Raw genomic sequence first — 26,154 nt, forward strand, 5'->3', positions numbered from 1 at the left:
CCTTTGCGCTGCCTCGTGCTGGACAAGAAGCATGAGGGCTCTTTTGACTACGTCCGAGGTATTTCGATCCAGCTGAATTCCTTGGCCTCTGCAAGTAATTTTTCATCGGCGGTTATGGTCGTGCGCATATCCTGGCCTCCCGATTGGCCGCACCAGATGGTGCATTTCCCATTGCGCACATGGCAATGTGGCATCTCTACATCAGCACCCTTCTGACGCGTTCGTGATGACTGCAATAACCGCCCGTTTAGCACTTCATTAACCATAATATTCTTAAGTTCAGCGTCATTATCTCGACGCATCAAGGACACATTCATGACGATTTCCCGTCGCGGCTTTCTTGGCGGTCTGCCGCTTCTGCTGGCCGGTTGCGCCTCCACCATCAACGATCAGACCAACTACGCAGCGCTGCCGAACGAAGAGTTTCCGCTGAAGACGGTGCCGGTCGACAGGATCAAGCCGGAACTGCGCCGCACGGAAGTCGCCTATGTCACTCCGCATGCCGCCGGCTCCGTGGTGGTCGATACGCCCGCCCGCCGCGCCTACTTTATTCTCGGCAATGACCGCGCGATCCGTTATGGCGTCGGTGTTGGCCGCGCCGGCCTAGCGCTTGCCGGCAACGCCTATGTCGGCCGCAAGGCCGAATGGCCGACTTGGACCCCGACCCAGAACATGCAGAACCGCGAAGCTCGTTATCGGAAGCTCGCGGGCGGCATGCCCGGCGGTCCGAACAATCCGCTCGGCGCCCGCGCCATGTATCTCTATCGCGGCGGCAACGACACGCATTTCCGCATCCACGGCACCAACCAGCCGGAATCGATCGGGCTTGCCATGTCGAGCGGCTGCATCCGCATGATGAACCATGATGTCATCGACCTCTACAGCCGCGTCAATGTCGGCGCCAAGGTCGTCGTCCTCCAGGCCTGATCCACCGCCAGGCCTTTAAGAAAGCCCGCCGTCTCATCAGTCACGGCGGGCTTTCTTTGTTTCCGCTTACAGCACGCGCTCAGAAGCCCGAAAGCACCAGCTTGCCACGGGTACGGTTGCTCTCGATCATCGCATGCGCCTTTTTCAGGTTGGCGGCATTGATCGGTCCGAGCGTTTCGGCAAGCGTCGTGCGGATCTTTTTCACGTCGACCAGTTCGGCGACATGGTTCAAGAGCTTGTGCTGCTCGATCATGTCGGCGGTCTGGAAGACTGCCCGGGCAAACATCATTTCCCAATGCACCGACAGCGCCTTGCCCTTGAAGGCGCGCAGGTCCATCGGCTCCTTCGGATCGTCGATCAGCGCCAGCCGGCCCTGCGGCGCGATCAGCTCCAGGATGTCCTTGAAATGCGTTTCCGTATGGGTGGTCGAGAACACGAAGGCGGGCGCGCCGATCGCCATCTGGGCGAGTTGCGGCGCCATCGGCCTGGAATGGTCGAGCACATGGTGGGCACCGAGTTCCTTGATCCAGCCTTGCGTCTCCGGCCGCGAGCCGGTGCCGATCACCGTCACGTCCGACAGTTCGCGCAGCAGCTGGATGGCGATCGACCCGACTCCCCCCGCGCCACCGATGACCAGCACTGCGTTCCAGGCGCCAGCCACCTTGTCCTGCACCTTCATGCGATGGAACAGCGCCTCGTAAGCCGTGATCGCCGTCAGCGGCAGGGCGGCGGCTTCCTCGAAGCTCAGGGTTTTCGGCTTGAAGCCGACGATGCGCTCATCGACCAGATGGAATTCCGCATTGGTGCCCGGACGGTTGATCACGCCGGCATAATAGACCTCGTCGCCCGGCTTGAAGAGTTTTACGCCCGGGCCGACCGCCCTGACCACGCCCGCCGCGTCGTAACCGAGAATCCGGTGCTGGCCGGTTTCGACCGCGGCAGAGGCACGCACCTTGGTATCGACGGGATTGACCGACACCGCCCTGATCTCGACGAGCAGGTCGCGGCCCGTCGCCTCCGGCACGGGCAGCTCGATATCGATCAGCGAGGTTTCGGCGGTAATGGGCTGGGGCGTGTTGAAGCCGACGGCGCGCATGCAAAGTCTCCTTGGTTTGCGTCCTGTTGTCCGGAAACTAGATGGCGCCTATGTTCCAAGAGCGCAAGAATGCACATTTTTGGTCTATAGTACCCAAAAGTATACCGTGAAAGGACGCTTCCAATGTCGAAACCCCGCGCCAAGCTGACCGACAATTTCCCCGGATGCCCGGTGGAAACGACGTTGAGTTTCCTCGATGGAAAATGGAAGGGCGTCATCCTCTACCATCTCCTGGAGGATGGGACCCTGCGCTTCAACGAGCTGCGCCGCCGCATTCCGTCGGTCACCCAGCGCATGTTGACCAAGCAGCTCAGGGAGCTGGAAGAGGCGGGGCTGTTGACGCGCACCATATTCCCGGTCGTGCCGCCGCGCGTCGATTATGCGCTGACCCCGATCGGTCTCAGCCTCGAACCGGTCATCACTGCGCTCCGCATCTGGGGCAAGACCCATTTCGTCTGCGAAGACGGCAGAAGATACATGGTCATGCCGGAAGAAGAGGCCGCATCCAAGGCGGCCTAGCGAGGCGGAGGCGGGGTGAGGGACCTGCCTGCTCTCAGCTCGCCGCAATCTTCCGGTCGAGTGCCGCAGATACCGCAAACACCCCAAACCCCAGCAGGGACAGCACCGCGCCGACATAACCGGTCGCGGCGAAACCCCAGCCCCAGGCGATGACCAGACCGCCGAGCCAGGCGCCGAGCGCGTTGGCGATGTTGAAGGCGGAATGGTTGGAGGCGGCAGCGAGTGTCTGCGCGTCGGCGGCGACATCCATCAGCCGCGTCTGCAAGGCGGGACCGGCGGCGAAACCGCAGCCTATCAGGAAGACGCAGAGGCAGAGTACGACGGGATATTGCGCCCACAACCCGAACGCGCCCATGACCACGATGTTAAACAGCATCACGCCGCCGATCGTGCCCTTGAGCGACAGGTCGGCCAGCCGCGAGCCGACGATATTGCCGACATTCATGCCGATGCCGAACAGCGTCAGCACGATCGCCACCATGCTGACCGACATGCCGGCCGTCACCGTCGTGGTCGAGGCGATATAACTGAACACCGAGAACATGCCGCCGAAGCCGACCGCGGCGATGCCGAGCGTCAGCCATACCTGGGCGCGGCCGAAGGCGCTGAGCTCGCGCCAGATGCTGGCGCCTTCATGCACCGTATCTCGCGGCTGGAAATACCAGAGCAGCGCCACGGTGACGACGCCGATGCCGCCGACCAGGAAGAAGGCGGCCCGCCAGTTGAGCATCTGTCCCATGAATGTGGCGATCGGCGTGCCGACCAGGGTCGCGACGGTGAGGCCCAGCATCACCCGCCCGACGGCGCGGGCACGCTTGTTTGGCGGCACCATCGATGCCGCAACGAGAGCCGCGACGCCGAAATAGGCGCCATGCGGCAGGCCGGTGATGAATCGCAGCGCCGTAAAGCTCCAGAAATCCGGTGCCATGGCACTCGAAATGTTGCCGAGCGCGAACACCGTCATCAGGATCAGCAGCAGCGACCGTCGCGTCATCCGGGCGGCGGCGACCGCGATGATCGGGGCGCCGATGACGACGCCGAGAGCATAGGCGCTGATCACGTAGCCGGCCATCGGGATGCTGACCTGATAGGTGGAGGCGACATCGGGCAGAAGGCCCATGATCGCGAATTCACCGGTGCCGATGCCGAAGCCTCCGACCGCCAGTGCGATCTCGATCAGAATGACGGCGAGCCGCGAAAGAGCGGGTGCACTATCAAAGTCTTGGGCTTCCGAACGGTCCCGTGCGGATTGAAAATCGGCGGCAGTATCGGTCATGACGTTAAATCTGCTGGAAAAAAACGCGGGTAGGATGTGGGAGACATCCACCCGCTCTGGAGGTGTGCGGGTCATCGAAATGACCGAACTTCAAACTAACATGGCGTTGTGCGTTGCGGTAGTGGCCGGCATTTATTTAGGCGGCCCTCACGGGATTGTGTGTTTTTTTCCGAAGCGACGGCCCGCTTGTTGATAAAGTCCCGGGTCGCAACCATTTCTCTGATGGGCCGTTGTCCCGCGCCAAATCCGCTCCTCTGCCAGCGAGATCAAATGAACCTGTTTGCCGTCTTCAACCGCGATGGCGGTACATTCCGGACCACCGATATGGATGCCTATTGCGCGCGCGCAGTCGAGACGTTCAAGGCGGCCGGTCATGAGATCGAATGCCATGTGGTGTCCGGTAAGGACGTGGTCTCGACCATGGAAAAGGCGGCCTCGACGGCCGGCGTCGAAGGGCTGATCGCCGGTGGCGGGGACGGAACGATCTCGGCGGCCGCGGGCATCGCCTGGAAAAGCGGACTAACCCTCGGCGTCGTGCCGGCCGGTACGATGAACCTCTTCGCCCGCTCGCTGAAGCTGCCGCTCGATATCTGGCAGGTGCTGGATGCGCTCGCCGACGGCACCCCGGAAAACATCGACATCGCCAGTGCCAACGGCAAGAGCTTCGTGCACCAGTTTTCTGCCGGCATGCATGCGCGCATGGTCCGCTACCGCAATTCGATGACTTTCGCCTCACGGCTGGGCAAGATACGCGCAAGCACGCGGGCGGCGATCGGCGTGATGTTCAATCCGCCGGAATTCGAGGTGGAATTCAGCACCGGCGGCAAGATCGGGCACCGCAAAGTCTCGGCGATTTCCGTCTCCAACAACGAATTCGGTCGTGATCCGCTGATGTTTGCCGACAGCCTGACCGGCGGTCGCCTCGGCTTTTATGTCGCCGATCCGCTCACGCCAGCGGGCGTGGCGCGGCTGACTTTCGACATCATGCGCGGCCGGCTGAAGGAAAACGCCGCCGTCACGGCGATGACGGCGACCGAACTGGAACTGCACTTCCCCCGCGAGCGCCACGATATCCGCTGCGTCATCGACGGGGAACTGCTGCCGATGGACCGCGACGTGCTGCTGAAGATCCATGCGGGCGAACTGGCCGTGCTGGTCAGCCAGCCGCAGCAGCGCGAAATGCAGGAACGCGACGGAAGCGGGATCTGAGCGAGTTCGGGGCCGTATCCGATCCGCTATGCCGTCTGGTCAGGTGGACGAAACGACCCGATTTCGCCCGAGCGCTTTGGCCTCGTATAGGTTTACATCGGCGGCTCTGAGACATTCATGAGGATCGAAGCCCGAAACACAGCGGATGGCTCCTATGCTGGCCGATACCGGGACGATGGATCGCGAGGCGGAGCGCACGTCCAAGCCCTCGATCAGTTCCCGCATATCCTCGCACCATCTCAACATCTCGTTGACGGTCAGGCCGCCCTGAAAGAGAGCGAATTCTTCGCCTCCGAGGCGGCCCGCAATGGTGAGTTCCCCGCGATACGTGGCGAGGATCTGCCCGGTACGGCGAAGGACCTCGTCACCGGTTGCATGACCGTAGCGATCGTTGATCGATTTGAAATGGTCGAGATCCAGAAAAATCAGCGCTCCCGTTACGCCTTCCCGGCTGAAGGCCTGCAGTTCCTCCATGAAGGCGCCGCGGTTCAACAGCCCGGTCAACCCGTCCTGGCGGGACTGCCGGTGCAGTTCCTCGTAGGCGGTGGCGAGTTTGGCGAGGGCGTCGGAAGCCATGGCTTCCGCGCGTCGGATTCGTTCCGACTGGCTGAAGAGCACGGCCGAGGCGGGAATGGAGATGGCAAGCGGGCAAACGATGGTCATCACCAGGCCGGCGCCGGCCACTTCCCCGCCCAGCATCGGAACGAAGGCAAACGACAGGGCCAGGGAAGCGAGGAGGGACAAAAGTCCGGTAAGGAGTGACTTGGCGATAACAATACGCATCGAGTGTGCCGCAAGACTTCAAATATCCAGCTTCCTTAGGCCTCATGAATTTAAGATAGATTGAAACATTCGCTTAAAGATCGACCATGTGGGGCCAATGCCTGATCCGTTACCGCAGATCGTCATCTGTTTACGGTGCGGCGGTGCTGGCGGGGTGGCCGCGCTGGTCAACCGGCGGACGGAGCGGGACAGCGGCGGAAGCCGAGCGAGCCCCGCCAGCAATACAACCTCTTGCATCCGGCTGTTCATACCTCGTTAATTGGGGAACACTAGATTTTCAACCATTGATAGAATCACTGGTTGGTCTGGCCATGAGGCGCCCGGCAAATTGCGGCAATGCCCATCAAGGGTGGTGCGCCGAGGGCGAGGGCCGGCATGACTTCCATCTCCACTGTTCAACCTGGGGTCCTGCTGATCCTTCAGCAGGCGAACGCCGAGCCTGCCGAAACTGATGAAGACAAGACCGAGGAAAAGAAGGCTGATCTCGTCCAGGTGGCGAACGGCATTACCGGCGAGCCCGCCAAGGAGACGATGCGGGCGGCATTTGCGGTGAATGCGGCCTTCATCGACGTGGATGAGAAGAGCCAGCTGGTTTCCGATGCCATTGCGTTCATCGGTTCCGATAAGTTCAAGATCAGCGACCCGATAGCAAAACTGATGCTGAAAGGCCTGCTTTCCGAAAAGGGCTGGCAGTTCATGCAACTGGCGAACCAGCAGTATGAGGTGCATGGCGGCCTCACGCGCGAAAGCCTGTTCGCGCTTACCATTCCGCAGATGATCGCCAAGAACCGCGAGCTGTTCACGGATGACGAAATCGAGGTCGGCATCAAGTTCAAGGATGGAGGCGGCGTTGTCGTCTTCATCCCCGACAGCGAGGGCAACGGCACCTATCGCGATCTGGTCAAGGCGATGGCGGAGGAAGAGACGGTGGCCCTGGTCACCGGTAATAAGGAAGGGCTGTTTCAGCTCTACGAGGAATTCGGCAGGTTCTCCGCTGCGATGACGAAGGCCTTCGACTACAAGGAGGACGAGGGATCGCCGATGCTGATCGATATCAGCGATCTGGCGAGCGCGCCCTGGATCCCGAAGCCGCCTAAATCCTAAATCCGCGGCAGATAGGTCCGGTAGTCGAAATCCGAGACCGTGCGCAGGTAGGTGATCGCCTCCTTGCGCTTCGTATCGCCATAGAGCTTCTGGTAGCGCGCGCCAAAAATGTCGGCGATGAAGGGCGAGGCGGAGAAGTCCTCGACCGCGGTCAGGAAGTCGTGGGTCAGCTTTCTTGTGTCCGCCGGCGGCTTCTTGCCGGGTTCGGTCGCAGGGCCGGGATCGAGCACCTCGTCCAGCCCCAGAAGCATGCCGCCGAGGATGGCAGTCAGCAGCAGATACGGATTGACGTCGGCGCCGGCGACGCGGTGCTCGATGCGGGCGGCCGGTCCTTGGGCGTCCGGAATGCGCACCGCAGTCCCCCGATGGCCGTAGCCCCAGTCGATATCGACCGGCGCGAACGAGTCCGGCTGGAATCGGCGGTAGGAATTGGCAAACGGCGCGAAGATCAGCTGCGCATCCCGCATCGTCTTCAGCATGCCCGCGCAGACGGATTTCAGGCGCACCGGATCGCCGCCCCTGGCGTCCAGCACGTTGTTGCCGTCCCGGTCGATAATGCTCGCATGCACATGCAGGCCGGAGCCCGCGTGATCCGCATAGGGTTTGGCCATGCAGGTGGATTTCAGCCCATGTTTCTTCGCCGCCTGTTCGGCGATGCGCTTGAGATAGATGCAGTCGTCTGCGGCGGCCAGCGCATCGGCGCGGTGCAGAAGGTTGATCTCGAACTGGCCGGGGCCGAATTCCGCGGTCGTCGCATCCGCCGGCAGATCTTGAACCTTCGCCCAGGACCGCACCGTCTGCAGATAGTCGTCGAGCGCATCGACGGCGCTCATGTCGTAGAGCTGGAAGCCGTTCGGCTCACCGCGATACATGAGGCTCGCAGGCGGCCGCGGCCGGCCCGTCTCGCGCCAGTCGTCCTGCACCACGTAGAATTCGAGTTCGGTCGCCACGACCGGCGTCAGGCCGCGTTTGTCGAAGCGCTTGAGAAGGGCTGCAAGGATGGCGCGGGGATCCATGAAGGAAGGCGTGCCATCGAATTCGTGCATGGTCGAGAGAACCTGCTTCGACCCTTCCGGCGCCCAGGGCATTGGCGCAAGGCTGCGCGTATCGGGAATGCACAGGCCGTCGGGATCGCCGATCGACATGGAAAGCCCGGTAATCTCGTCATTGTCGTAGCCCCAGATATCCAGCGACTGGGTGGAGGAGGGGAGGCGCACCGTGCCGTCCCAGACCTTTTTTTCCGCCGTGAGCGGGATCTGCTTGCCGCGCAGGTCGCCGTTCATGCCGACGAGCAGGATTTCGATGCGGGGCGGTGCAGGATCTGAAGCCATGAGGAATGTCTTTTGACGGGTGTTGCGGAACTCTGTTCGTAGCCGATAAGAATTGACGGCACAATCTGAGGCAGAGAGACAGTCATGACCGATATGCCGCCGCTTTCCAATCTCGCCGCCATCGACGCCGCCCATCACCTGCATCCGTTTTCGGACATGAAGCAGTTGAACGCCAAGGGTGCGCGGATCATCCAGCGCGCGGAGGGCGTCCATATCTTCGACTCGACGGGCAAGAAATATCTCGACGCCTTTGCCGGCCTCTGGTGCGTCAATGTCGGTTACGGCCGCAAGTCGATCGCCGACGCCGCTTATGCCCAGATGCAGGAACTGCCCTATTACAACACCTTTTTCGGCACCACGACGGAGCCGGCGGCATTACTCGCCCAGAAGATCGCCTCCCACACCGGCGAAAACCTGAAACGCGTCTTCTTCACCAATTCCGGCTCGGAAGCGACAGATACCTGGTTCCGCATGGCCCGGGTCTACTGGAAGGCCTTGGGCAAGCTGGAAAAGACCTTAGTCATTGCCCGCAAGAACGCCTATCACGGATCGACCGTCGCCGGCGCCTCGCTCGGCGGCATGAAGCTGATGCACGAACAGGGCAACCTGCCGATCGAGGGCATCCACCACATCAACCAGCCCTATTGGTACGCCGAGGGCGGCGACCTGACGCCTGCCGAATTCGGCCTGAAGGTCGCCCGCGAGCTGGAGGCGAAGATCGACGAACTCGGCGAGGACCGCGTCGCCGCCTTCGTCGCCGAGCCGATCCAGGGGGCAGGTGGGGTCATCATCCCACCGGAAACCTACTGGCCGGAAATTGCCCGCATCTGCAAGGCGCGCAACATCCTGCTCGTCGCCGACGAGGTGATCTGCGGGTTCGGCCGCCTGGGTACATGGTTCGGCCACCAATATTACGGCTTCGAACCCGATCTAGCGCCGATCGCCAAGGGCCTGTCCTCCGGTTACCTGCCGATCGGCGGCGTGCTGGTCAGCGACCGCGTCGCCGACGTGATGGTCGAGGAACTCGGCGACTTTTACCACGGCTTCACCTATTCCGGTCACCCGGTCGCGGCTGCCGCCGCACTCGAAAACATCCGCATCATCGAGGAGGAGGGGCTGGTCGAGCGCGTCCGTGACGATATCGGCCCCTATTTTGCGGAGGCCTGGAAAAGCCTCGAGGATCACGCCGTGGTCGGCCAGGCCGAAAGCGTAGGGCTTATCGGTGGCCTGCAGCTCGCGGCGGACAAGGCAACTCGCCGCCGCTACGCAAAGCCCGACGATATCGGCACCTTGGTGCGCAATCACTGCGTCGAAAACGGCCTCATCCTGCGCGCCACCGGCGACCGCATGCTGGCATCGCCGGCATTGACGATCAGTCGCTCGGAGGTGGACGAGGTCATCGAGAAGCTGCGCAATGCACTGGATCACCTGAGGGATAATGTAAGGGACTGAGCGGCCACCACGAGTCAATCTCCCCCCTTGCGGGGGAGAGGGAGCCTGCCGCAGCTATCTGCCCGGTTCGACCCAGGCATAACCAAAGGTGACGCTGTCCCGCCCGCCCGAGAAGAGATAGGGCACTGCCTTCGTACCCGGCGTCAGTCCTTCCGCCGCGACCCCGTTCCGATGCAGATAGGGCTGGAGAGCATCGAGCCCTTCATGGCCCCCCTGCCAGACGATCAATCCCGCTTGACCCCGCTCCGCCTCGCCGAGCGGCGGCGTCTGCCCGAAGCTTTGCAGCAGCACGCGGGCCTGTGGCAGTTCCAGCCGAGCGCTCGCGGCAAGATAGGGGTCGTCGGTGATCACATAGACGGGCTTTGCACCGGGATGCTCCGCCACCACCTGTTCGATGAACGGCCCGGACGGCAGGTTTTCCTTGGTATAGTCACCGAACATCGGGCCGATGAGATTGCCGAGCGCGATATAGACGACGAAACCGAGCGCCAGCACTGCCACCGGAAACAGCAGCCTCCGGATGCTGCGGGTCGTATCCGCATTGGCGGCTTCCAGCTTCAGGCAGAGATAGAGCGGCAGCAGAACCAGGAAGGGCGACAGCCATTTTTCGCTGATGCTGGTGGCGCCGAAACCGAGCCCGATCAGCCCGACCGCGATCAGGCAGATGACCAGCGTGCGGCCGATCACCCGCGTCCACTGGTTCGTCGCCTGCCAGGCATCGATGAGCGGGCGCCGGAAGGCGATCAGGAAAAAGGCGAGCACCGGCAGCCCGCCCGTCACTATCGCCGCCAGCAGCGTGCCGATCCCGGACAGCCGGTCGAGGACGGGGTTGCCCGAGGCATCCTCCCGCATTGCCTTGATTGTCCCGGCCGTCGCTTCACCGAGATTGCCGAGCACCCAAAGGCCATGCGGCAGGCAGATGACGGCGACGACGACAAGCGCCGGGATCAGCCGCCAGTCGAGGATGCGCTTGCGCAAATCCGGCTCCGGCAGGATCGCGAGGATCGCCGCGACGGGCACGACGACGAAATTATACTTGGCGATCAGCCCGAACCCGACCGCGATGCCGGTGAGCAGATACGTCCACAGGCTCGGCCGTGTCAGGGTCTTGAGAAAACCGTAGAAGAACAGCGCGACGGCAAACAGCGTGGCGATCGCATGCGTCAGGTCCCGCTGCGCCATGACACTGACCGCCGGCATGGCGATCACGCCGATCATCGCGACGGCGACCATCCGCCGGTCCTTGAGCAGAATCCGCGCCGCAAGCCCGTAGACCGCGCAGGTGAGGAAGAGCAGCAGGTTCTTGACCAGCGAGATCGCGAACACCGACGGGCCGATCAGCTGCACGACCCCGTATTGCAGCCAGTTGTAGAACGGCGGCTGGCGGCCATAGCCCATCAGCAGGAACTGCGACTGGTAGAGTTGTTCCGCCTCGTCGCTTTCCAGCGCCTCCGAGCGCAGCACCCGGAGGCTGATCGCGAGCACATAATATGCGGCGATCAGCCAGAGGATGAGGTCGGGGCGGCGGGCGAGCGCGTCACTGATGCGCCGCATCGCCCTCATACACTTCCCTGACGATGTAGCTGAGGGCGGTATCTTCCCGGTAATAGGCGCGGGCGATCATTTCGGCGAGAATGCCGGTGGTGATCATCTGCACCGCCGAGAGGAACAGCATGACGCCGATGAGGAACAGCGGTCGCGTGCCGATGTCGTTGCCCATGACGAACTTGTCGATGAACAGGTAAAAGAGGATGAGTGCCGACAGCGCCCCGAGGCCGAGGCCGAGCGAGCCGAAGAAATGTCCCGGCCGCGCCTTGAAGCGCATGAAGAACATCACCGACAAGAGGTCGAGGATGACCCGGAAGGTGCGGGAAATGCCATATTTCGAAACGCCGTGCTGGCGCGCATGGTGGGTCACCGGCATTTCGCCGATCCGCGAGCTCGGCACCACGCCGGCCACCCAGGCCGGAATGAAGCGGTGCATCTCGCCCATCAGCTTGACCTGCCGGATGACAGAACCGCGATAGATCTTCAGCGAGCAGCCATAGTCGTGCAGGCGCACGCCGGTAATGCGGCCGATCAGCCGGTTGGCGATGAAGGAGGGCACCTTGCGCAGCAGAAGGCCGTCCTGGCGGTTCTTGCGCCAGCCGACCAGGAGGTCGAGTTCGCGCCGCTCCAGTTCGGCCACCATGCCGGGAATGTCCTTCGGGTCGTTCTGCAGGTCGCCGTCGAGCGTCGCGATCAGCCGGCCTACAGCCTGGTTGATGCCGGCCTGCATGGCGGCCGTCTGGCCAAAATTGCGCTGCAGCGCGACGATCTTGAGATCAAGACCCGGCTGGTTGAGCGCCTCGCGCGCATTGGCGATCGTCGCATCGGTGCTGCCGTCATCGACGAGAATGAGCTCCCAGCTGGCGGGGTAACCGGCCATCGCCGCGCAGATCCGTTCGATCAGCGGGCGCACGCTTTCTTCTTCGTTGAAGAGGGGCACGACGAGGGACAGTTCGATCGGCCCGGCCGTCTCGATGAGGCCCGTCACCGACTCTGCTGTTGTACGCACCTTGCGTTTCTCCTAAACCACGGGCTTGAAACGGCGCGCCCTGATGGCGGCAAAACCCGAAATATCACATGGGGCACCCTACTATATGAAGAATTCTCCGGTTGCCAGCCGGGCGTGGATAATTCGCCACGCGATGACGCTCGGAACGATGGCGATCATCCTCGTCTACGCTGCCTTCATCCAGTGGGTCTGGGGCTGGCAGAGCGTCGTGTCGCTGTGGAGCGGCGCCGGCTGGGGCTCTGCGGCAATCGCGCTGGCACTGCTGCTCGGCACCTATGTGCTGCGTACCTGGCGAATCTACGACTATTTCCCGGCCGAGACCGGCGGCCATTTCGGCACTCTGCTGCGGCTCGTCCAGGTCCATAACCTCTTGAACATCATGCTGCCCTTCCGCACCGGCGAGGCGAGCTTTCCGCTGTTGATGAAGCGTGAATTCGGCCTGGGCGTAGCGCGCAGTACCGCTGCGCTGTTGGTCATGCGGCTCTTCGACCTGCATGCGCTGCTCGCCGCCGCCGGCACGGGGCTGGCGCTTCAGACAGGAAAGTTCTGGGCCTGGGCGCTCTGGCTTGCCTTCCTCATCCTCCCCGCAATCGCCTTCGCGCTGCGCCGCCAGGCCTTTCGCCTTGCGGCCAAGGCTCTGCCGAACAGGGCTAAAAAACTGCTCGACGAGATCGAAGCCGGCCTGCCCCTCGACGCGAAGGCCTTCGCCCGCGCCTGGGGCGCGACGCTGATCAACTGGTTCACCAAGATCGCCGTGCTTGCCTGGGTGCTGAGCCTGCTCGGTGGCCTCTCGATCGCCGCAAGCTTTGGCGGCGCCCTCGGCGGGGAGCTCTCCTCCGTCCTGCCGGTCCACGCCCCCGCCGGCGTCGGCACCTATCCCGCCGGCATCACCGCCGGCGCCATCGCCTTCGGCGCCGGCACGGCCGGGTTGCCCCTGGAAGAACTCGGCCAGGCGGCGGTCAACACGCATCTCCTGGTGATCGTTTCGTCGCTGGTGGGGACGGCGTTGTCACTGCTGGCAGCGAGGCCGACGACGGGCGGGTGATCAGGCGATCTGCAGGCCGAGATGTTCGGCCATCGGCAAGTAGTCCTTGTCCGCATGCAACAGGCTGTGGCCATTTTCGATGCAATAGGTGCCGATGATGAGGTCAGCTGACTTGCTCATGGTTCTACCGAGAGCGCGTAGCAGCCGATAGTTCCTTGCTGCCTTCAAAGCTAGCTCTGGCGAGAGCATTGGGGTCACGCCGAACTTGGACAGGCGTTTCTGTATATTTGCTGCGTGGCGATCATTGTGCGCGCCCTGCAAAATCTCCATCAGAACGATATCGCCAAGAACGATGTGCTCAAAACTTTCGATTTTGTCGAATTTCGCGGTTTGGGGAGTCGAGATGTCGCGGAGTCTGGAAATCCAGACAGAACTATCAACGACGATCATTCCGCGGCATCTTGGCTACTGTTCGTATCTGGGCTTCGTCCCTCGCGCATAGCGTCGAGATCGCCCTCCCAACCCATGCCACGCAGTTCTTCCCAAGCCTTTTTCCGGCTATGATGCGCCACGAAGTCGCTCAAGGCTTTCTCGACGACGGCCTTCTTCGTCGTCAAGCCAGTCAATTCCATCGCCTCAGTTATCAAGGCGTCATCGATATCGATATTGGTACGCATGGCAGCCTCGTGTGTATGAATTTCGAAAATCATACACCAAGGCGTCCTGCCTCACAACATCACTGAAACGCCGTCTCGTAAAAGCTGCGCAGCTTCCTCGAATGCAGTGTCTCGGTCGGCATGGCCGCGAGTTTCTGCACGGCGCGGATGCCGATCTGCAGGTGCTGGCTGACCTGGGTGCGGTAGAAGGCGGTCGCCATCCCGGGCAGTTTCAGTTCGCCGTGCAGCGGCCGGTCCGAGACGCAGAGCAGCGTTCCGTAGGGTACGCGGAAACGGAAACCGTTGGCGGCGATCGTCGCCGATTCCATGTCCAGCGCGATGGCGCGCGACTGGGAGAGGCGTTTCACCGGTCCGCGCTGGTCGCGCAGTTCCCAGTTGCGGTTGTCGATCGTCGCGACCGTTCCGGTGCGCATGATCCGCTTCAGCTCGAAGCCCTGGTAGCCGGTGACTTCCTCGACGGCGCTTTCCAGCGCCTGCTGCACTTCGGCGAGCGCCGGGATGGGGATCCACACCGGCAGGTCGTCGTCGAGCACATGGTCCTCGCGCACATAGGCATGCGCCAGCACGTAGTCGCCGAGCCGCTGGCTGTTGCGCAGGCCGGCGCAGTGCCCGACCATCAGCCAGGCATGCGGGCGCAACACGGCGATATGGTCGGTGATCGTCTTGGCGTTCGAGGGCCCGACGCCGATATTGACGAGCGTGATGCCGGCATGGCCCTTCTTCTTCAGGTGGTAGGCAGGCATCTGCGGCATGCGCACCACCGCATCGGTTTCCGGCTTGTCGCTGCCCGCGAGCGTGACGATGTTGCCAGGCTCCACGAAGGCCGTATAGCCGTCGCCGCCCCTTGCCATCATCTCGCGGGCCCAGGTCGCGAATTCGTCGATATAGAACTGGTAGTTGGTGAACAGCACGAAGTTCTGGAAATGGTCGGCGCTGGTCGCCGTATAGTGGCTGAGGCGGGCGAGCGAATAGTCGATTCGCTGGGCGGTGAACGGCGCAAGCGGCGCCGGCTCGCCGGGCACCTGGTCGTATTCGCCGTTGGCGATCAGGTCGTCGGTATTGTTGAGATCCGGCGTGTCGAAGAGGTCGCGCAACGAGATGTCGGCGAGCGAACTGGTCGCGGACGCTTCCACATGCGCGCCTTCGCCAAAGGCGAAATGCAGCGGGATCGGCGTCGTCGATTCCGAAATCGTCACCGGAACGCTGTGGTTGCGCGTCAGCAGGCCAAGCTGTTCCTTCAGGTAATGCCGGAACAGTTTTGGCCGGGTGATGGTCGTCGTATAGACGCCGGGCGACGACACGTGGCCGTAGGAGAGGCGCGAATCGGCGTGGCCGAAGGACGTCGTTTCGATGCTGACCTGCGGGTAACAGGCGCGGTAGCGGCCGGTCACGGCAGCGCCATCGGCAAGCGCCGCGAACGCATCGATCAGGAATTTCGTGTTGCGTTCGTAGAGCTCGGTCAGGGCATCGACCGCCTCGACCGGATTGTCGAAGGAGCGCGGCTCGAAGGGGCTCGGGCTGATGAAGGAAAGCGGGGTCAGGGAAAAGATTCGTGTGTTCATGCGCTATTATAGTGGGAACTCAATAACAATCAAACGACGTCAGGAGGCCGCCGCCGGTTGATCACATGAGTTTCAAAGCGCCGCCACGCAGTTCGGCGTGGCGGGGTGATAGCACGGCACCGCCGTGCCGAGGTGCACGCGCAGATCGTTGCGCGCCGGAGCGGCCACGAGCGCGCTGAAGACGAATGCGAAAATGGTCATGATCAGCGTTATGATGGTCAGGCGGCGTGCAAGGATGGTCATGGTTCTTTCCCCCAAAGCCAATGACGGCAGAATAAAGGCGCGGGCCTGAACGCGTCCTGAGAGAGGGTTTCATCCAAGGTTCAGAATGGTTAACGCCAAAGCGGCTGTAAGAGGCGACGAATCGTCCATGACCGCCTCCGGCAAATCATCCGCCCACCCAAATCACCCGTCCACCAAGGCGTAGTATCCTGGCGAGCGATGCCGTCATGAAAAAGCCGGCCACGAGGGCCGGCTTCGAAATCGGGTTTTGTCGGTGGAGAGGCCATCCCGTGCCTTGGCTGCGACCAGCGCGGGATGCGGTATCTTGAAGCAACTGCTTAGTTATGCGGACGCAGTGTGCCGTCGTAGTAGTCGCCTTCGTCCTGTCCACCATCGAGATCGGCATTGCCGCTCGAACCGCGATACATGTAGCCGCTGTTCGGATAGATGCTGCCGGTCGACATGGCATCAACGCCCGGGCCGCGATCCTGGCCGCGATCCTGCTGGATGGTCGGCGGAGAGTGCGGCAGGCCATCGCGGTCCGAATAGACGGCGTTTTGTGCCATGGCGGCACCGGCGAAACCCGCCGAAACGATAAGAGCGGCAATACCGGAAGTCAGATAGGTCTTCATTTTCCTGTCCTTTCCATTGTTCCCATTGTGCGGGCCAGTCCACGCTGCCCCGTCGGAGCTACAAATCCCTCGGGGCAAGATCGTTCCAGCAAAAATGAAAGGGAATTGCCGCGAATCCTGTCTCCGGTTGGAAAACCGGCGGAAATCGTGAGGAAGAGCGGCGCCACCTGCGGTGGAAAATAGCGAATCTCACGAAGAAGGGCATCAACGTGATTGATTCGTGGAAAAGCTTCACTTAATCTTGATCTCGATGGCTGGTTTCAGAGTCCGGCCATCACGCACCGGAAGGACGATTGCGACCCGTCTTTCCAATCGGTGTCTTGAATGAACTGCGAATACCAGCCGCTTGCGCGGCTGGTATTTCATCTTAATCCTGCTTTTCAGTCTTCCGATCCCGCACCGGGCACTTGCCTGTGCGGCTATCGATGGCGAGCGAACTTCAGAGTTAGTTCGGGCGGTTGACGCCGCTGTAGTAGTCGCCGCTGTTCAGGTCGGAAGTACGGTTGTCGCGGCCACCGCCATTGTTGAACGGAAGCTTGCCGTCCTGGCGATCGATGCTGCCGGTGTTCATGCGATCGATGGACGTGACAGGCGCAGTCTTCTGGGCGCCCTGGTAATAGTCGCCTTCAGCGAGTGCTGCACCGGCGAACGAAACCGAAGCGATCAGAGCTGCGGCGAGGGTGGAAGTCATCTTTGTCATTGTCTTATGCCTTTCAGAGCTGTCCGTGGCCGTGAGTTTGCGACCCGCCTGCGGACATATTGTTCGGTATCTTGAATATCAGCCGGTTAGTTCGGACGAACTGCACCTTCGTAATAGTCGCCACGGTTCAGGGTGACCGTGCCGTCGAACGACTGGTTCGACTGGGCGGAACCCTTGGCGCGAGCGATCGAACCGGTATAGCCGAAGCTATCGACGCGAGCGCCGTGCACGGACTGGGCCTGCTCGGTGGGCTGCGCACCTTCGTAATAGTCGCCTTCATCGGCGAGAGCGGCGGTGGCGAAGGAAGCCGAAGCGATGAAGGCAGCGGCGATAGCGGAAGTGATCCTGGTCATTGTTGTAGTCCCTTCAGAGTGTTCCGCGGCTTTGAGTTTGCGACCTGGCCTGCGGAGGATTGTTTCGGTGTATTGAATGAGCTGCGATTAGTTCGGGCGGTTTGCGCCTTCATAATAGTCGCCGCGGCCGACCGGAGCCGGAATCTGGTGGGCGCTCTGCTGGTCCTTGGCGATGCTGCCGGTCTGAACATGGTCGACGGTAGCGGAGGCCTTGGAAGCGCCTTCATAATAGTCGCCTTCAGCAAGGGCAGCGGTGGCGAAGGAAGCCGAAGCGATGAGGGCTGCGGCGATAGCGGAAGTAATCCTGGTCATTGTGGTAGTCCCTTCAGAGTTGTCCGCGGCTCTTAGTTTGCGACCTGGCCTGCGGATGATTGTTTCGGTGTATTGAATGAGCTGCGGTTAGTTCGGGCGAACTGCGCCTTCGTAGTAGTCGCCACGGTTCAGGGTGACCGTGCCGTCGAACGACTGGTTCGACTGGGCGTTGGAGACCGAGCCCGTGTAGCCGTAGCTGGCCGAACCCCGGACCTTCTGATGTGTTGCCGGGCGCTGCTGATCGACGACGGAGGAGGTCTTGGAGACGCCTTCGTAATAATCGCCTTCAGCAAGGGCAGCGGTGGCGAAGGAAGCCGAAGCGATGAGGGCAGCGGCGATAGCGGAAGTGATCCTGGTCATTGTAGTAGTCCTTTCAGAGTGTTCCGCGGCTTTAAGTTTGCGACCTGGCCTGCGGACGATTGTTTCGGTGTTTTGAATGAGCTGCGATTAGTTCGGGCGGTTTGCGCCTTCGTAGTAGTCGCCGCGGTCGACCGAAGCCTGGATCTGGTTCTGTTGATCCTGAGCAATGCTGCCGGTCTGAACATGATCGACGGTAGCGGAGGCCTTGGAGGCGCCTTCATAATAGTCGCCGTCAGCGAGGGCGACGGAAGCGAACGAGGCCGAAGCGATGAGGGCTGCGGCGATAGCGGAAGTGATCTTGGTCATTGTCTTTATCCTTGGGTTATGTTCGGTTCGGTCTTGGGTCGAACCGGAGTGAATTTTTGTTTGCGATGCTGATATCGGACCGATCGGTTCGATCCGAAAGCCCTCGTTTCGGCGACTGCTGTCAACGAAACGTTGACAGCGAAAACGGCGCCTCAGAAATACTCGTAAAAAGTGCTGAGCGTGCTAATTTTTTGCGAAATGCCACAAATAAACCGATTAAGTTACGATTTGGTAAGATAAAAAATAAGCAAAAACAAATAGATATGTAGTAAAAAGGAGTTATGCACCCTTGGCGTGTTGGTTTTCGCGTATCGTGTCTTTTTTGTGGCTTTTTTGCGGCATAAATCGTGTTCAAGGGGTATGCAAGTTTTTCACAAAACTGTGACATTGGAAATTCCACCAAATTGGCGGTCAAAACCGATGCCATTTCCGTGATCAGATTGCCTTTTCTTGATGCGGCGCAGCAAAAGATTCAGTCAGCCCTTGACGGATAGAAGCGAAAAATGGCCGCAGCCGTTGCCGGCGCGACCATCTCAGCACTTCTTATATGGGACGATATCCGGGCGATCGGCTCAGAGGCGCGTCCACGTCTGCGACTTGCAGAGGATGGCGAGAACGCAGCCCTTCATCTTCAGCGAATTGCCGCTGACCGAGCCGGACCCGCTATAGGTCTTGTCTTCCGCCGGGTCGGTGATCTCGCCGCTGTATTCGCCGTCCTTGCCGGAGAGCTTGCCGATCTGCTTGCCCGAATGTTTGCCGGTCTTCAGCGTCACGCAATAGGCGGTGCCGCATTTGCCGATCACCGCGGTCTCGCCGCTGGCGGTCTTCCAGCTGCCTTCGATAGGCTCGGCGGCCATGGTTCCGGTCGCGGCAAGCGTCAGCGCCGCAACAAGCATCAGTCTGCGCATCATGATTGTTTTCCTCCTTCGCTTCGCCGCCAGTCCTTCAGAAGCGCTGGGCGGCGCGGTTTCCTCCAATTCGCACCCCTCTGCGCGAACTCGGTCCGAAATTTATCTTACCCGCACGTAAAGGTAAATATCGGATTGGCTGGAAAGGGGGGAATTTCGGCGCCGGGGAGGGCCGGGTTTTCCACAGGACCATCGATGCGACCCGGATTCGTGGTTAGCGATCAGTTTAAATCGTTTTCTAAATTTTTCGTAAAAATCTCCGCAAATTCCTTAAAATGCAAGGCATCCGATGTTTAACAAAAACTCAAGTTTACGAAGCGTTTGAACTTTGTTTTCGTTGAATTAATCATGCTTTTTAGGCGTCTTTTGGAAGGTTTGCCGCATAGTGAAGTCATCAAACGAGCGGAAAAAACCGCCGGCCGGAAGGATCGAAACAGCCGCTTGAAGACGGTGATCCGGACGGAGCCCGAAAGGGCAAAGACAGGGCAGACGACGAACAACAGGCTTTAACAGGGATCAAACCGATGGCACGCTTTGAAATGAACAATTCCGGAATGGCCACCATGGGTGGCGAAACCCGCGCCGACACTTTCTGCGAAATGGGCCTGATGTATGCGACCGGCCGTGGTTGCGACGTCGATCTCGTTTCCGCTCACAAATGGCTCAACATCGCCGCGATCAAGGGTTCCGACCGCGCCGCCGAGCTGCGCGCCGACCTCGCCCAGACGATGAGCAAGATGCAGCTGGCCGAGGCACTCCGCGCCGCTCGCGAATGGATGACCATGCACTGAGCCCTTTTGAGGGAGCGTTATGGTCGATGAATTGACCGGCCCCGCAAGAGGGCCGGCGGGAGAACAATCCAAAAGGCATAAACCCAAAAGGGGATCGGGAGACGAGGCGGTCGGATCTGGACGGGGGCCGACGCCTGAAATTGAGACCGCGACCGGCAGGAACAAGGCCGGCGCGGTCGCTTTCTTTTGGCTTCAGAGAGCCTTCAGTACCCGCGGCAGCGCTTCTTCGAAGAGCGCCATGTCCGGCTCCGGTCCCGTGCTGACGCGAATGCAGCGGTTGAGCGGCGCCACACCCGGCATGCGGATGAAAACACCCTGCTCCATCAATCCATCGACGATCGAACGCGCATAGGCGCCGTCGCGGCCGCAATCGATCGCCACGAAATTGGTCGCCGAGGCGAGCGGCTTCAGCCCGTTGGCTTCAGCGATCGAGGCGATCCGCTCGCGCGAGGCCTTGATCTGCCCGATCACGTCGGCGAGGTAGGCCTGGTCTTTCAGCGCCGCAAGCGCCGCGGCGACGCCGATCCGGTTCATGCCGAAATGATTGCGGATCTTGTCGAAGGCCTCGGCCGTGCCGGGTGTCGAGATCGCATAACCCACCCGCGAGCCCGCCATGCCGTAAGCCTTCGAGAAGGTCCGGGTGCGGATGATGTTCGGCTGGTCGATCAGGGCGGAGATATCCGGCGTCGCGCCGGCCGGTCCTGTCTCGCAATAGGCCTCGTCGAGAATCATCAGGCAGGTTTCGGGCAGCGCCCTGGCAAACGCGGTGATGCTGTCGGCATCCCACCAGCTTCCCATCGGATTGTCGGGATTGGCAAAATAGACGAGCGGCGCGTTTTCGCGGCGGACGGCTTCCATCAGCCCGTCGAGATTTTCCCGATCGTCGACATAGGGCACCGTCACCAGCCGGCCGCCATGACCCGCCACATGGAAGTTGAAGGTCGGATAGGCGCCGAACGAGGTAACGACCGGCATGCCGGGCTCGATAACCATCCGCACGATCAGCCCGAGCAGGCTGTCTATGCCTTCGCCAACGGCAATATTGTCGGCCTGACAGCCCAGATGCGCGGCGAGTGCCTGTTTGAGCTCGAAATTTTCCGGATCCGCATATTTCCAGGTGCCTGCCGCCGCGGCACCGATCGCCTCGATGACGGAGGGCGCCGGCCCGAAACCGTTTTCATTGGCGCCGATACGGGCTTTCACCATGAGGCCTCGATTGCGTTCGATAGCCTCGGGACCGACAAAGGGGACGCTGGCGGGAAGGGCGCTGATCAGCGGTGTAAAACGCGAGAATGCAGGCATGGACTTCAGTTCCGGTTCTCTAAAACCGGCACACAATAGGATCGATTCACCGGCATGCAAGTCTGCTCGAGACCGATTGGGCTTCATCGCCGCTAAATCTTTCGCCTCCCGTTTGAAAAGCGCGTCGAGCCTTTCAGGGTGCTCGATCGAAACCCATCGCAAGCTCTCGGCTTCGACACGTTCTCCACTCTATATATAGAGAGTGGAAAACGGCGGCCGACCGGAGGGGCTCCACGTCGCCGGATTTCGGCCGCCGGCCCGTCCTTCGGTCAATGACTCGTCTCGAAGCTCAGCCGGATCACGTGATGCAGAAATTCGGCATCGATCAGCATGTTGAAACCGATCGTGACCCGTTCTTCTTCGCGGCGGATCACGGTGCATCCGATATCGTCGTGGATGCCGAGGATTTCGAGGAAGAAGTTGTTGGGCATCGGCAAGGTCGGGCCGACCTCGATTTCCGCACCGTACAGCGAGATGCTGCGGATCAGGCACCGGAAGCTCGTCTTGGTGCTGAGATGATGACCGACGAGGATGACCTTGCCGGGACGATCGATCGTGAACTTCTCGAAAGCCTGGTCGCGCGGGCCGTCTTTTCTGGTGTCCTGGTCCATATTCAAGGGCATGACACCCTCCTGTTTCATTCCTGCCATGTGACTATATTCCTCCCGCGCTGACACATTCTGAAACGGAATGATAAAATACGACGGATATCGCCGAAAAATCCGGCATTTGATCGCCGACGAGGCGGCTTTTGCCTTGCGTATGGAACAGCTGCGAACTCAAAGCGCGTAATCGGGCATGTCGCGTTGTTGACGGACCGGTGTCGCGGGGATACCCCTTTCGATCGGATCAATGGTGCTATCTCAAGGGACACCATGATCGGTATGGGGAGCGAAACGTGACGGGCAGGTTGGTTATCATCGGCGGCGGGCAGGCGGGTTTCGCGCTGGCTGCGAAACTCCGAGCCTTGAAGGATGCACGGCCGATCACGATCATCGGTTCGGAAGACGTGATCCCCTACCAGCGCCCGCCGCTCTCGAAGAAATATCTGCTCGGAGAAATGGAATTCGACCGGCTGACCTTCCGGCCCGAAAGCTGGTTCGCCGAACATGATGTCGAACTTCTGCTCTCGACCTATGTCGAGGAGATCGACCGCAAGGCAAAGACCGTCCGCATGCAGGACGGCGCGGTCATCGAATACGACACTTTGGCGCTCGCCACCGGCTCGACTCCGCGCACCCTGCCGGCAAGTGTCGGCGGCGACCTCGACGGCGTCTTCACCGTGCGCGACAAGCGCGACGCCGACCTGCTTGCCGGCGAAATGAAGCCGGGCCGCCGGCTCCTTATTATAGGGGGCGGTTATATCGGCCTCGAAGCGGCGGCCGTCGCCCGCCATCTCGGCCTCGAAGTGACGCTGATCGAAATGGCCGATCGAATCCTTCAGCGCGTTGCCGCAAAGGAAACCGCCGACGTAATGCGCGACATCCATGCCGGCCACGGCGTGGTCATCCGCGAAAAGACTGGCCTGCACAAACTGGTCGGCGAAAATGGCAGGGTGCGCGCCGCCGAACTGTCCGACGGCAGCACGATCGAGGTCGATTTCGTGATTGTCGGCATCGGCGTGAAACCGAACGACGAGTTGGCGCAGCAATGCGGCCTCGACGTCGGCAACGGCGTCATCGTCGACGAGTTCGCCCGCACCTCCGATCCCTCGATCTTTGCCATGGGCGACTGCGCCATGTTGCCCTGGAAGGGCAACCGTATCCGTCTCGAATCGGTACAGAACGCCGTCGACCAGGCGGAGGCTGCCGCCGCGGTGCTCGCCGGCGGCAACGCGCCCTATGACGCGAAGCCCTGGTTCTGGTCCGACCAGTATGACGTGAAGCTGCAGATCGCCGGCTTCAATATGGGGTATGACGAGACCCTGGTGCGCAAGGGCGCCCGCGAGGGCAGCCTTTCGATCTGGTATTTCCACGAGGGACGGTTCATCGCCGTCGATGCTATCAACGACGCCAAGGCTTATGTGAGCGGCAAGAAGCTGCTCGAAACCGGCATCGAACCCAGCCGCACCGTCCTTGCCGATCCGACCGCCGACCTGAAACAGCTCCTCGCCTGAAGGGAAACGCCCATGCCGGCTCCGAAGAATCACTTCAAGGCCGCGCTCAAGGCCCGCCTGCCGCAGATCGGCCTCTGGCTGAACATGGGCGAGGCGCTGACCGCCGAGATCGCCGGCAATGCCGGTTTCGACTGGCTGGTGATCGACGGCGAACACGGGCCGAACGACCTGCGCAGCATTCTGGCGCAATTGCAGGCGCTTGCCACTTCGCCTTCGGAAGTGGTCGTAAGGCCGCCGATCGGCGAGACCTGGGTCATCAAGCAGATGCTCGATATCGGCGCCCGCACGCTGCTGGTGCCGATGGTCGATTCGGCCGAACAGGCAAGGGAACTGGTCCGCGCCGTGCATTATCCCCCACGCGGCGTGCGCGGCGTCGGCGCGGCCGTTGCCCGTGCGTCGGCCTTCAACGCCATCCCCGACTATGCCGAGACCGCCGCCGACGAGGTCTGCCTGATCGTCCAGGCCGAAACCATGGCATCGATCAGGGACCTCGAGAACATTGCGGCCGTGGATGGCGTCGATGGCGTCTTCATCGGCCCGGCCGACCTTTCCGCCGACATGGGCTATCTCGGCCGCATGGAGGCCCCGGAGGTCCAGGAGGTGATCGAGAAGGCGATCGGCACGATCGTCAAATCCGGCAAGGCGGCCGGCATCCTCACCTTCAGCGAATCCCTGAACCGTCATTATCTCGATCTCGGCGCGAGCTTCGTGGCGGTCGGCGCCGATGTCACCGAGTTTTCCGGCGCGCTCAGGTCCCTGGCCGGTCGATACGGCCGCGGCGCGGGGATCGGCAAGCCGCGTTCGGGTTATTGAGAATCACGCAAGCGGCAGGAATGGAATCACTTGTTGCGATTCGTGTGTGGTGACCGATGGAATCGCGTGACATTTCCATAAAAGACCTTGCCATCGATATCGTTTCCCAATAATCAGGCCCGACCGGAGAGGTGGCCGAGTGGTCGAAGGCGCTCCCCTGCTAAGGGAGTATACCCGAGAGGGTATCGTGGGTTCGAATCCCATCTTCTCCGCCATTCCTGGCCCCAGACGCCCGCCCCAATCCTGTATACGGCTCCCTTTGTCGGCTTTTCAGCCGTTTGCGGCACAAGGGAATCACTGGCGAATCCCGGCCTGCCTCTCGAGTCCTTCAGCGACGTTTCCGCTGCGCTAAGTGACTGCGGCATAAGCTCTTTCTTAACAAAGCGTAAAATGCCACCCAAGGCGGCGCCCCGCTTTGTGTCCTTTCAGCAACAGACTTATGGGAAGCGGGTACCGGAAGGGCGCCCGATTGAAGTTCCAGATTGCATGACCTCCCCCGTCTTGTATTTTCAAATCCAGAAGCGAGGCGGTGGATCGTCCTTCTTCTAGCAATCGACGGGGATGGGGCAGGGAACGCTGTCCTTCAGCAAAAAGAACCCAGACCCATACGAAACTTTGACTGGAGGTCAAAAATGAACATCAAGAGCCTTCTTCTCGGCTCCGCTGCTGCCCTCGCAGCAGTTTCCGGCGCTCAGGCAGCTGACGCCATCGTAGCTGCTGAACCGGAGCCCATGGAATACGTTCGCGTTTGCGACGCTTTCGGCACCGGCTACTTCTACATCCCGGGCACCGAAACCTGCCTTAAGGTCGGCGGTTTGGTCCGTTTCGAGGCTAGCATCGGTCAGGACGTAAACTCCTTCAACGACACCGACTGGGATACCTTCAGCCGCGTTGAGCTCAACTTCACCGCGAAGTCGGACACCGAGCTTGGTACCCTGACCTCGGTTGCCTCGGTTCGTTTCGAAGCCAACCAGGACATCGGTTACACTTCGAACATCACCAACGGTGGTGGTAGCGGCATCAACGACGCCTATATCAACGAAGCCTACATTCAGCTTGGCGGCTTCAAGGTTGGTCGCTGGTTGAACCCTTGGGATAAGGGCATCAATGGCGAGTCCGATTGGAACTCCGGTTCCGGCACGACCCGCATGCAGTCTGTCGGCTACTACTACACGGGTAGCGCCTTCAGCGCCGGTGTCCAGGTTGACGAACTGTCGCGTCTTCAGGGCGTTGGTGGCCAGAACGTCGGTATCGAAGGTCTCGTAACTGCCAAGTTCGGCAGCGTAGCTTTCGACCTTCTCGGCGCTTATGACCTTGGTGCAGAAGAAGGCGCCGTTCGCGCCCTCATCTCGGCTCCGGTCGGTCCGGGCACCTTCCAGGCTCTCGCCATCTGGTCGAGCGGTCTGGGTGATGCGAATGGCGAAAATGCCTACGCTAACCGTGGCGAATGGACCCTGGCGGCTTCTTATGCCTTCAAGGTTGCCGACAAGCTGACCATCACCCCCGGCGGTTCCTACATCTGGAATGCTGCTGACGGCGTCGGCGATTACGGTAGCGACGAAGCTTATCGCGTTGGTCTGACGGTCGACTACACGATCGTTCCGGGCTTCACCGCCAAGGTCACCGCGAACTACAACAAGGTTCAGACTGCGGCTGACGAGTTCTGGGATGGCTTCGTCCGTCTCGATCGCACGTTCTAATAATACAGGGACTCCCCCGGCTTGCCGGGGGAGTTCATTATAAATGGCTGGCCTCTATGTAGGGCCTCCATATGGGGAGATGATACTGGGGAATGGGGCTGCTTATGCGGCCTTTACGTGTTTGATCGCTTTTTTGGTCGGCCACGGACTAGCATTCAGAG

Annotated in this window: 30 protein-coding genes and 1 tRNA gene; 11 read left to right on the top strand and 20 right to left on the bottom strand. The window is 61.1% G+C overall.

The window, feature by feature from the left end:
- Positions 1 to 47: 47 nt before the first annotated feature.
- Positions 48 to 317 (bottom strand): hypothetical protein, encoded by a 270-nt coding sequence (locus ACSQ8R_RS03830; RefSeq protein ID WP_436252170.1) that lies wholly within the window; start codon positions 315 to 317, stop codon positions 48 to 50.
- Between ACSQ8R_RS03830 and ACSQ8R_RS03835 the strand changes: the two genes are divergently transcribed.
- Complete coding sequence (locus ACSQ8R_RS03835) at positions 316 to 927, top strand: L,D-transpeptidase (protein WP_436252171.1); 612 nt, start codon at positions 316 to 318, stop codon at positions 925 to 927. The two genes, ACSQ8R_RS03830 and ACSQ8R_RS03835, sit on opposite strands and share 2 nt — an antisense overlap.
- Positions 928 to 1,006: 79 nt before the next feature.
- On the opposite strand, the gene ACSQ8R_RS03840 is transcribed toward ACSQ8R_RS03835, so the two are convergent.
- The gene (locus tag ACSQ8R_RS03840) at positions 1,007 to 2,023 is read right to left on the bottom strand and encodes a zinc-binding alcohol dehydrogenase family protein (protein WP_436252172.1); all 1,017 of its coding nucleotides are present in this window, start codon (positions 2,021 to 2,023) and stop codon (positions 1,007 to 1,009) included.
- 123 nt (positions 2,024 to 2,146) lie between these two features.
- On the opposite strand from ACSQ8R_RS03840, the gene ACSQ8R_RS03845 reads away from it, so the two are divergent.
- Entirely contained in the window at positions 2,147 to 2,542 is a 396-nt protein-coding gene (locus tag ACSQ8R_RS03845) for a winged helix-turn-helix transcriptional regulator (protein WP_436252173.1), read from the top strand.
- A 34-nt stretch (positions 2,543 to 2,576) separates the two neighbouring features.
- Here the strand turns inward: ACSQ8R_RS03845 and ACSQ8R_RS03850 are convergent, their stop codons facing one another.
- Entirely contained in the window at positions 2,577 to 3,818 is a 1,242-nt protein-coding gene (locus tag ACSQ8R_RS03850; RefSeq protein WP_436252174.1) for an MFS transporter, read from the bottom strand.
- Between the two features lie 270 nt (positions 3,819 to 4,088).
- Between ACSQ8R_RS03850 and ACSQ8R_RS03855 the strand changes: the two genes are divergently transcribed.
- Positions 4,089 to 5,027 (top strand): diacylglycerol/lipid kinase family protein, encoded by a 939-nt coding sequence (locus ACSQ8R_RS03855; protein ID WP_436252175.1) that lies wholly within the window; start codon positions 4,089 to 4,091, stop codon positions 5,025 to 5,027.
- Positions 5,028 to 5,066: 39 nt separating this feature from the next.
- Here ACSQ8R_RS03855 and ACSQ8R_RS03860 read toward each other — a convergent pair whose 3' ends face one another.
- Positions 5,067 to 5,810: a GGDEF domain-containing protein gene (locus ACSQ8R_RS03860; protein ID WP_436252176.1), complete on the bottom strand. Its 744-nt coding sequence runs from the start codon at positions 5,808 to 5,810 to the stop codon at positions 5,067 to 5,069.
- 375 nt (positions 5,811 to 6,185) lie between these two features.
- On the opposite strand from ACSQ8R_RS03860, the gene ACSQ8R_RS03865 reads away from it, so the two are divergent.
- A complete protein-coding gene (locus tag ACSQ8R_RS03865; RefSeq protein WP_436252177.1) occupies positions 6,186 to 6,914 on the top strand; it encodes a hypothetical protein in 729 nt (242 codons plus the stop codon).
- On the opposite strand, the gene ACSQ8R_RS03870 is transcribed toward ACSQ8R_RS03865, so the two are convergent.
- Entirely contained in the window at positions 6,911 to 8,245 is a 1,335-nt protein-coding gene (locus tag ACSQ8R_RS03870; protein ID WP_436252178.1) for a glutamine synthetase family protein, read from the bottom strand. The two genes, ACSQ8R_RS03865 and ACSQ8R_RS03870, sit on opposite strands and share 4 nt — an antisense overlap.
- Before the next feature lie 84 nt (positions 8,246 to 8,329).
- On the opposite strand from ACSQ8R_RS03870, the gene ACSQ8R_RS03875 reads away from it, so the two are divergent.
- Positions 8,330 to 9,697, top strand: coding sequence for an aspartate aminotransferase family protein (locus tag ACSQ8R_RS03875; RefSeq protein WP_436252179.1), 1,368 nt, complete (start codon positions 8,330 to 8,332; stop codon positions 9,695 to 9,697).
- Positions 9,698 to 9,751: 54 nt separating this feature from the next.
- Here the strand turns inward: ACSQ8R_RS03875 and ACSQ8R_RS03880 are convergent, their stop codons facing one another.
- Together ACSQ8R_RS03880 and ACSQ8R_RS03885 are read right to left on the bottom strand one after the other, a co-directional pair.
- Positions 9,752 to 11,251 (bottom strand): ArnT family glycosyltransferase, encoded by a 1,500-nt coding sequence (locus ACSQ8R_RS03880; protein WP_436252180.1) that lies wholly within the window; start codon positions 11,249 to 11,251, stop codon positions 9,752 to 9,754.
- Positions 11,235 to 12,254, bottom strand: a complete 1,020-nt coding sequence (locus ACSQ8R_RS03885) for a glycosyltransferase family 2 protein (RefSeq protein ID WP_436252181.1) — start codon at positions 12,252 to 12,254, stop codon at positions 11,235 to 11,237. The genes ACSQ8R_RS03880 and ACSQ8R_RS03885 overlap by 17 nt, the downstream gene beginning before the upstream one ends.
- Positions 12,255 to 12,339: 85 nt before the next feature.
- On the opposite strand from ACSQ8R_RS03885, the gene ACSQ8R_RS03890 reads away from it, so the two are divergent.
- Positions 12,340 to 13,299 carry a lysylphosphatidylglycerol synthase transmembrane domain-containing protein gene (locus ACSQ8R_RS03890; protein WP_436252182.1) on the top strand — a complete coding sequence of 320 codons (960 nt, stop codon included), beginning with the start codon at positions 12,340 to 12,342 and terminating at the stop codon, positions 13,297 to 13,299.
- Here ACSQ8R_RS03890 and vapC read toward each other — a convergent pair whose 3' ends face one another.
- The 11 genes from vapC to ACSQ8R_RS03945 form a co-directional block, all read right to left on the bottom strand.
- A complete protein-coding gene (gene vapC / locus ACSQ8R_RS03895; RefSeq protein ID WP_436252183.1) occupies positions 13,300 to 13,689 on the bottom strand; it encodes a type II toxin-antitoxin system VapC family toxin in 390 nt (129 codons plus the stop codon).
- Positions 13,686 to 13,916, bottom strand: a complete 231-nt coding sequence (locus ACSQ8R_RS03900; protein WP_436252184.1) for a type II toxin-antitoxin system VapB family antitoxin — start codon at positions 13,914 to 13,916, stop codon at positions 13,686 to 13,688. Before ACSQ8R_RS03900 ends, vapC begins: the two co-directional genes overlap by 4 nt.
- Before the next feature lie 59 nt (positions 13,917 to 13,975).
- Positions 13,976 to 15,478, bottom strand: coding sequence for an AMP nucleosidase (amn, locus tag ACSQ8R_RS03905; protein WP_436252185.1), 1,503 nt, complete (start codon positions 15,476 to 15,478; stop codon positions 13,976 to 13,978).
- A 72-nt stretch (positions 15,479 to 15,550) separates the two neighbouring features.
- Positions 15,551 to 15,721 carry a hypothetical protein gene (locus ACSQ8R_RS03910; RefSeq protein ID WP_436252186.1) on the bottom strand — a complete coding sequence of 57 codons (171 nt, stop codon included), beginning with the start codon at positions 15,719 to 15,721 and terminating at the stop codon, positions 15,551 to 15,553.
- A 317-nt stretch (positions 15,722 to 16,038) separates the two neighbouring features.
- Positions 16,039 to 16,332 (bottom strand): hypothetical protein, encoded by a 294-nt coding sequence (locus tag ACSQ8R_RS03915; protein WP_345922419.1) that lies wholly within the window; start codon positions 16,330 to 16,332, stop codon positions 16,039 to 16,041.
- A 445-nt stretch (positions 16,333 to 16,777) separates the two neighbouring features.
- The gene (locus ACSQ8R_RS03920) at positions 16,778 to 17,032 is read right to left on the bottom strand and encodes a hypothetical protein (RefSeq protein WP_436252187.1); all 255 of its coding nucleotides are present in this window, start codon (positions 17,030 to 17,032) and stop codon (positions 16,778 to 16,780) included.
- Positions 17,033 to 17,118: 86 nt separating this feature from the next.
- Positions 17,119 to 17,385, bottom strand: a complete 267-nt coding sequence (locus tag ACSQ8R_RS03925; protein ID WP_436252188.1) for a hypothetical protein — start codon at positions 17,383 to 17,385, stop codon at positions 17,119 to 17,121.
- Positions 17,386 to 17,472: 87 nt separating this feature from the next.
- The gene (locus ACSQ8R_RS03930) at positions 17,473 to 17,697 is read right to left on the bottom strand and encodes a hypothetical protein (protein ID WP_436252189.1); all 225 of its coding nucleotides are present in this window, start codon (positions 17,695 to 17,697) and stop codon (positions 17,473 to 17,475) included.
- A gap of 87 nt (positions 17,698 to 17,784) precedes the next feature.
- The gene (locus ACSQ8R_RS03935; RefSeq protein WP_436252190.1) at positions 17,785 to 18,057 is read right to left on the bottom strand and encodes a hypothetical protein; all 273 of its coding nucleotides are present in this window, start codon (positions 18,055 to 18,057) and stop codon (positions 17,785 to 17,787) included.
- An 87-nt stretch (positions 18,058 to 18,144) separates the two neighbouring features.
- Entirely contained in the window at positions 18,145 to 18,363 is a 219-nt protein-coding gene (locus ACSQ8R_RS03940; protein WP_436252191.1) for a hypothetical protein, read from the bottom strand.
- Positions 18,364 to 18,935: 572 nt separating this feature from the next.
- A complete protein-coding gene (locus ACSQ8R_RS03945) occupies positions 18,936 to 19,271 on the bottom strand; it encodes a DUF2147 domain-containing protein (RefSeq protein WP_436255371.1) in 336 nt (111 codons plus the stop codon).
- Positions 19,272 to 19,795: 524 nt separating this feature from the next.
- Here ACSQ8R_RS03945 and ACSQ8R_RS03950 point away from each other — a divergent pair.
- Positions 19,796 to 20,062: a sel1 repeat family protein gene (locus ACSQ8R_RS03950; protein ID WP_345922412.1), complete on the top strand. Its 267-nt coding sequence runs from the start codon at positions 19,796 to 19,798 to the stop codon at positions 20,060 to 20,062.
- 192 nt (positions 20,063 to 20,254) lie between these two features.
- On the opposite strand, the gene ACSQ8R_RS03955 is transcribed toward ACSQ8R_RS03950, so the two are convergent.
- Positions 20,255 to 21,364: a pyridoxal phosphate-dependent aminotransferase gene (locus tag ACSQ8R_RS03955; RefSeq protein ID WP_436252192.1), complete on the bottom strand. Its 1,110-nt coding sequence runs from the start codon at positions 21,362 to 21,364 to the stop codon at positions 20,255 to 20,257.
- A 269-nt stretch (positions 21,365 to 21,633) separates the two neighbouring features.
- Positions 21,634 to 21,987, bottom strand: coding sequence for a PilZ domain-containing protein (locus tag ACSQ8R_RS03960; RefSeq protein ID WP_210011216.1), 354 nt, complete (start codon positions 21,985 to 21,987; stop codon positions 21,634 to 21,636).
- Positions 21,988 to 22,262: 275 nt separating this feature from the next.
- Here ACSQ8R_RS03960 and ACSQ8R_RS03965 point away from each other — a divergent pair, with 275 nt between their 5' ends.
- From ACSQ8R_RS03965 to ACSQ8R_RS03980, 4 genes are all read left to right on the top strand, one after another.
- Positions 22,263 to 23,480 carry an NAD(P)/FAD-dependent oxidoreductase gene (locus ACSQ8R_RS03965; protein ID WP_436252193.1) on the top strand — a complete coding sequence of 406 codons (1,218 nt, stop codon included), beginning with the start codon at positions 22,263 to 22,265 and terminating at the stop codon, positions 23,478 to 23,480.
- Positions 23,481 to 23,492: 12 nt separating this feature from the next.
- Positions 23,493 to 24,293 (top strand): aldolase/citrate lyase family protein, encoded by an 801-nt coding sequence (locus ACSQ8R_RS03970; RefSeq protein WP_436252194.1) that lies wholly within the window; start codon positions 23,493 to 23,495, stop codon positions 24,291 to 24,293.
- Between the two features lie 125 nt (positions 24,294 to 24,418).
- Positions 24,419 to 24,508 (top strand) — tRNA-Ser (locus ACSQ8R_RS03975).
- 417 nt (positions 24,509 to 24,925) lie between these two features.
- On the top strand, positions 24,926 to 25,993 hold the full coding sequence (locus tag ACSQ8R_RS03980) for a porin (RefSeq protein ID WP_436252195.1): 1,068 nt from the start codon (positions 24,926 to 24,928) through the stop codon (positions 25,991 to 25,993).
- Positions 25,994 to 26,154 lie beyond the last annotated feature (161 nt).

It is taken from the genome of Neorhizobium sp. LjRoot104, from assembly GCF_964253725.1.
Classification (GTDB): Bacteria; Pseudomonadota; Alphaproteobacteria; order Rhizobiales; family Rhizobiaceae; genus Neorhizobium.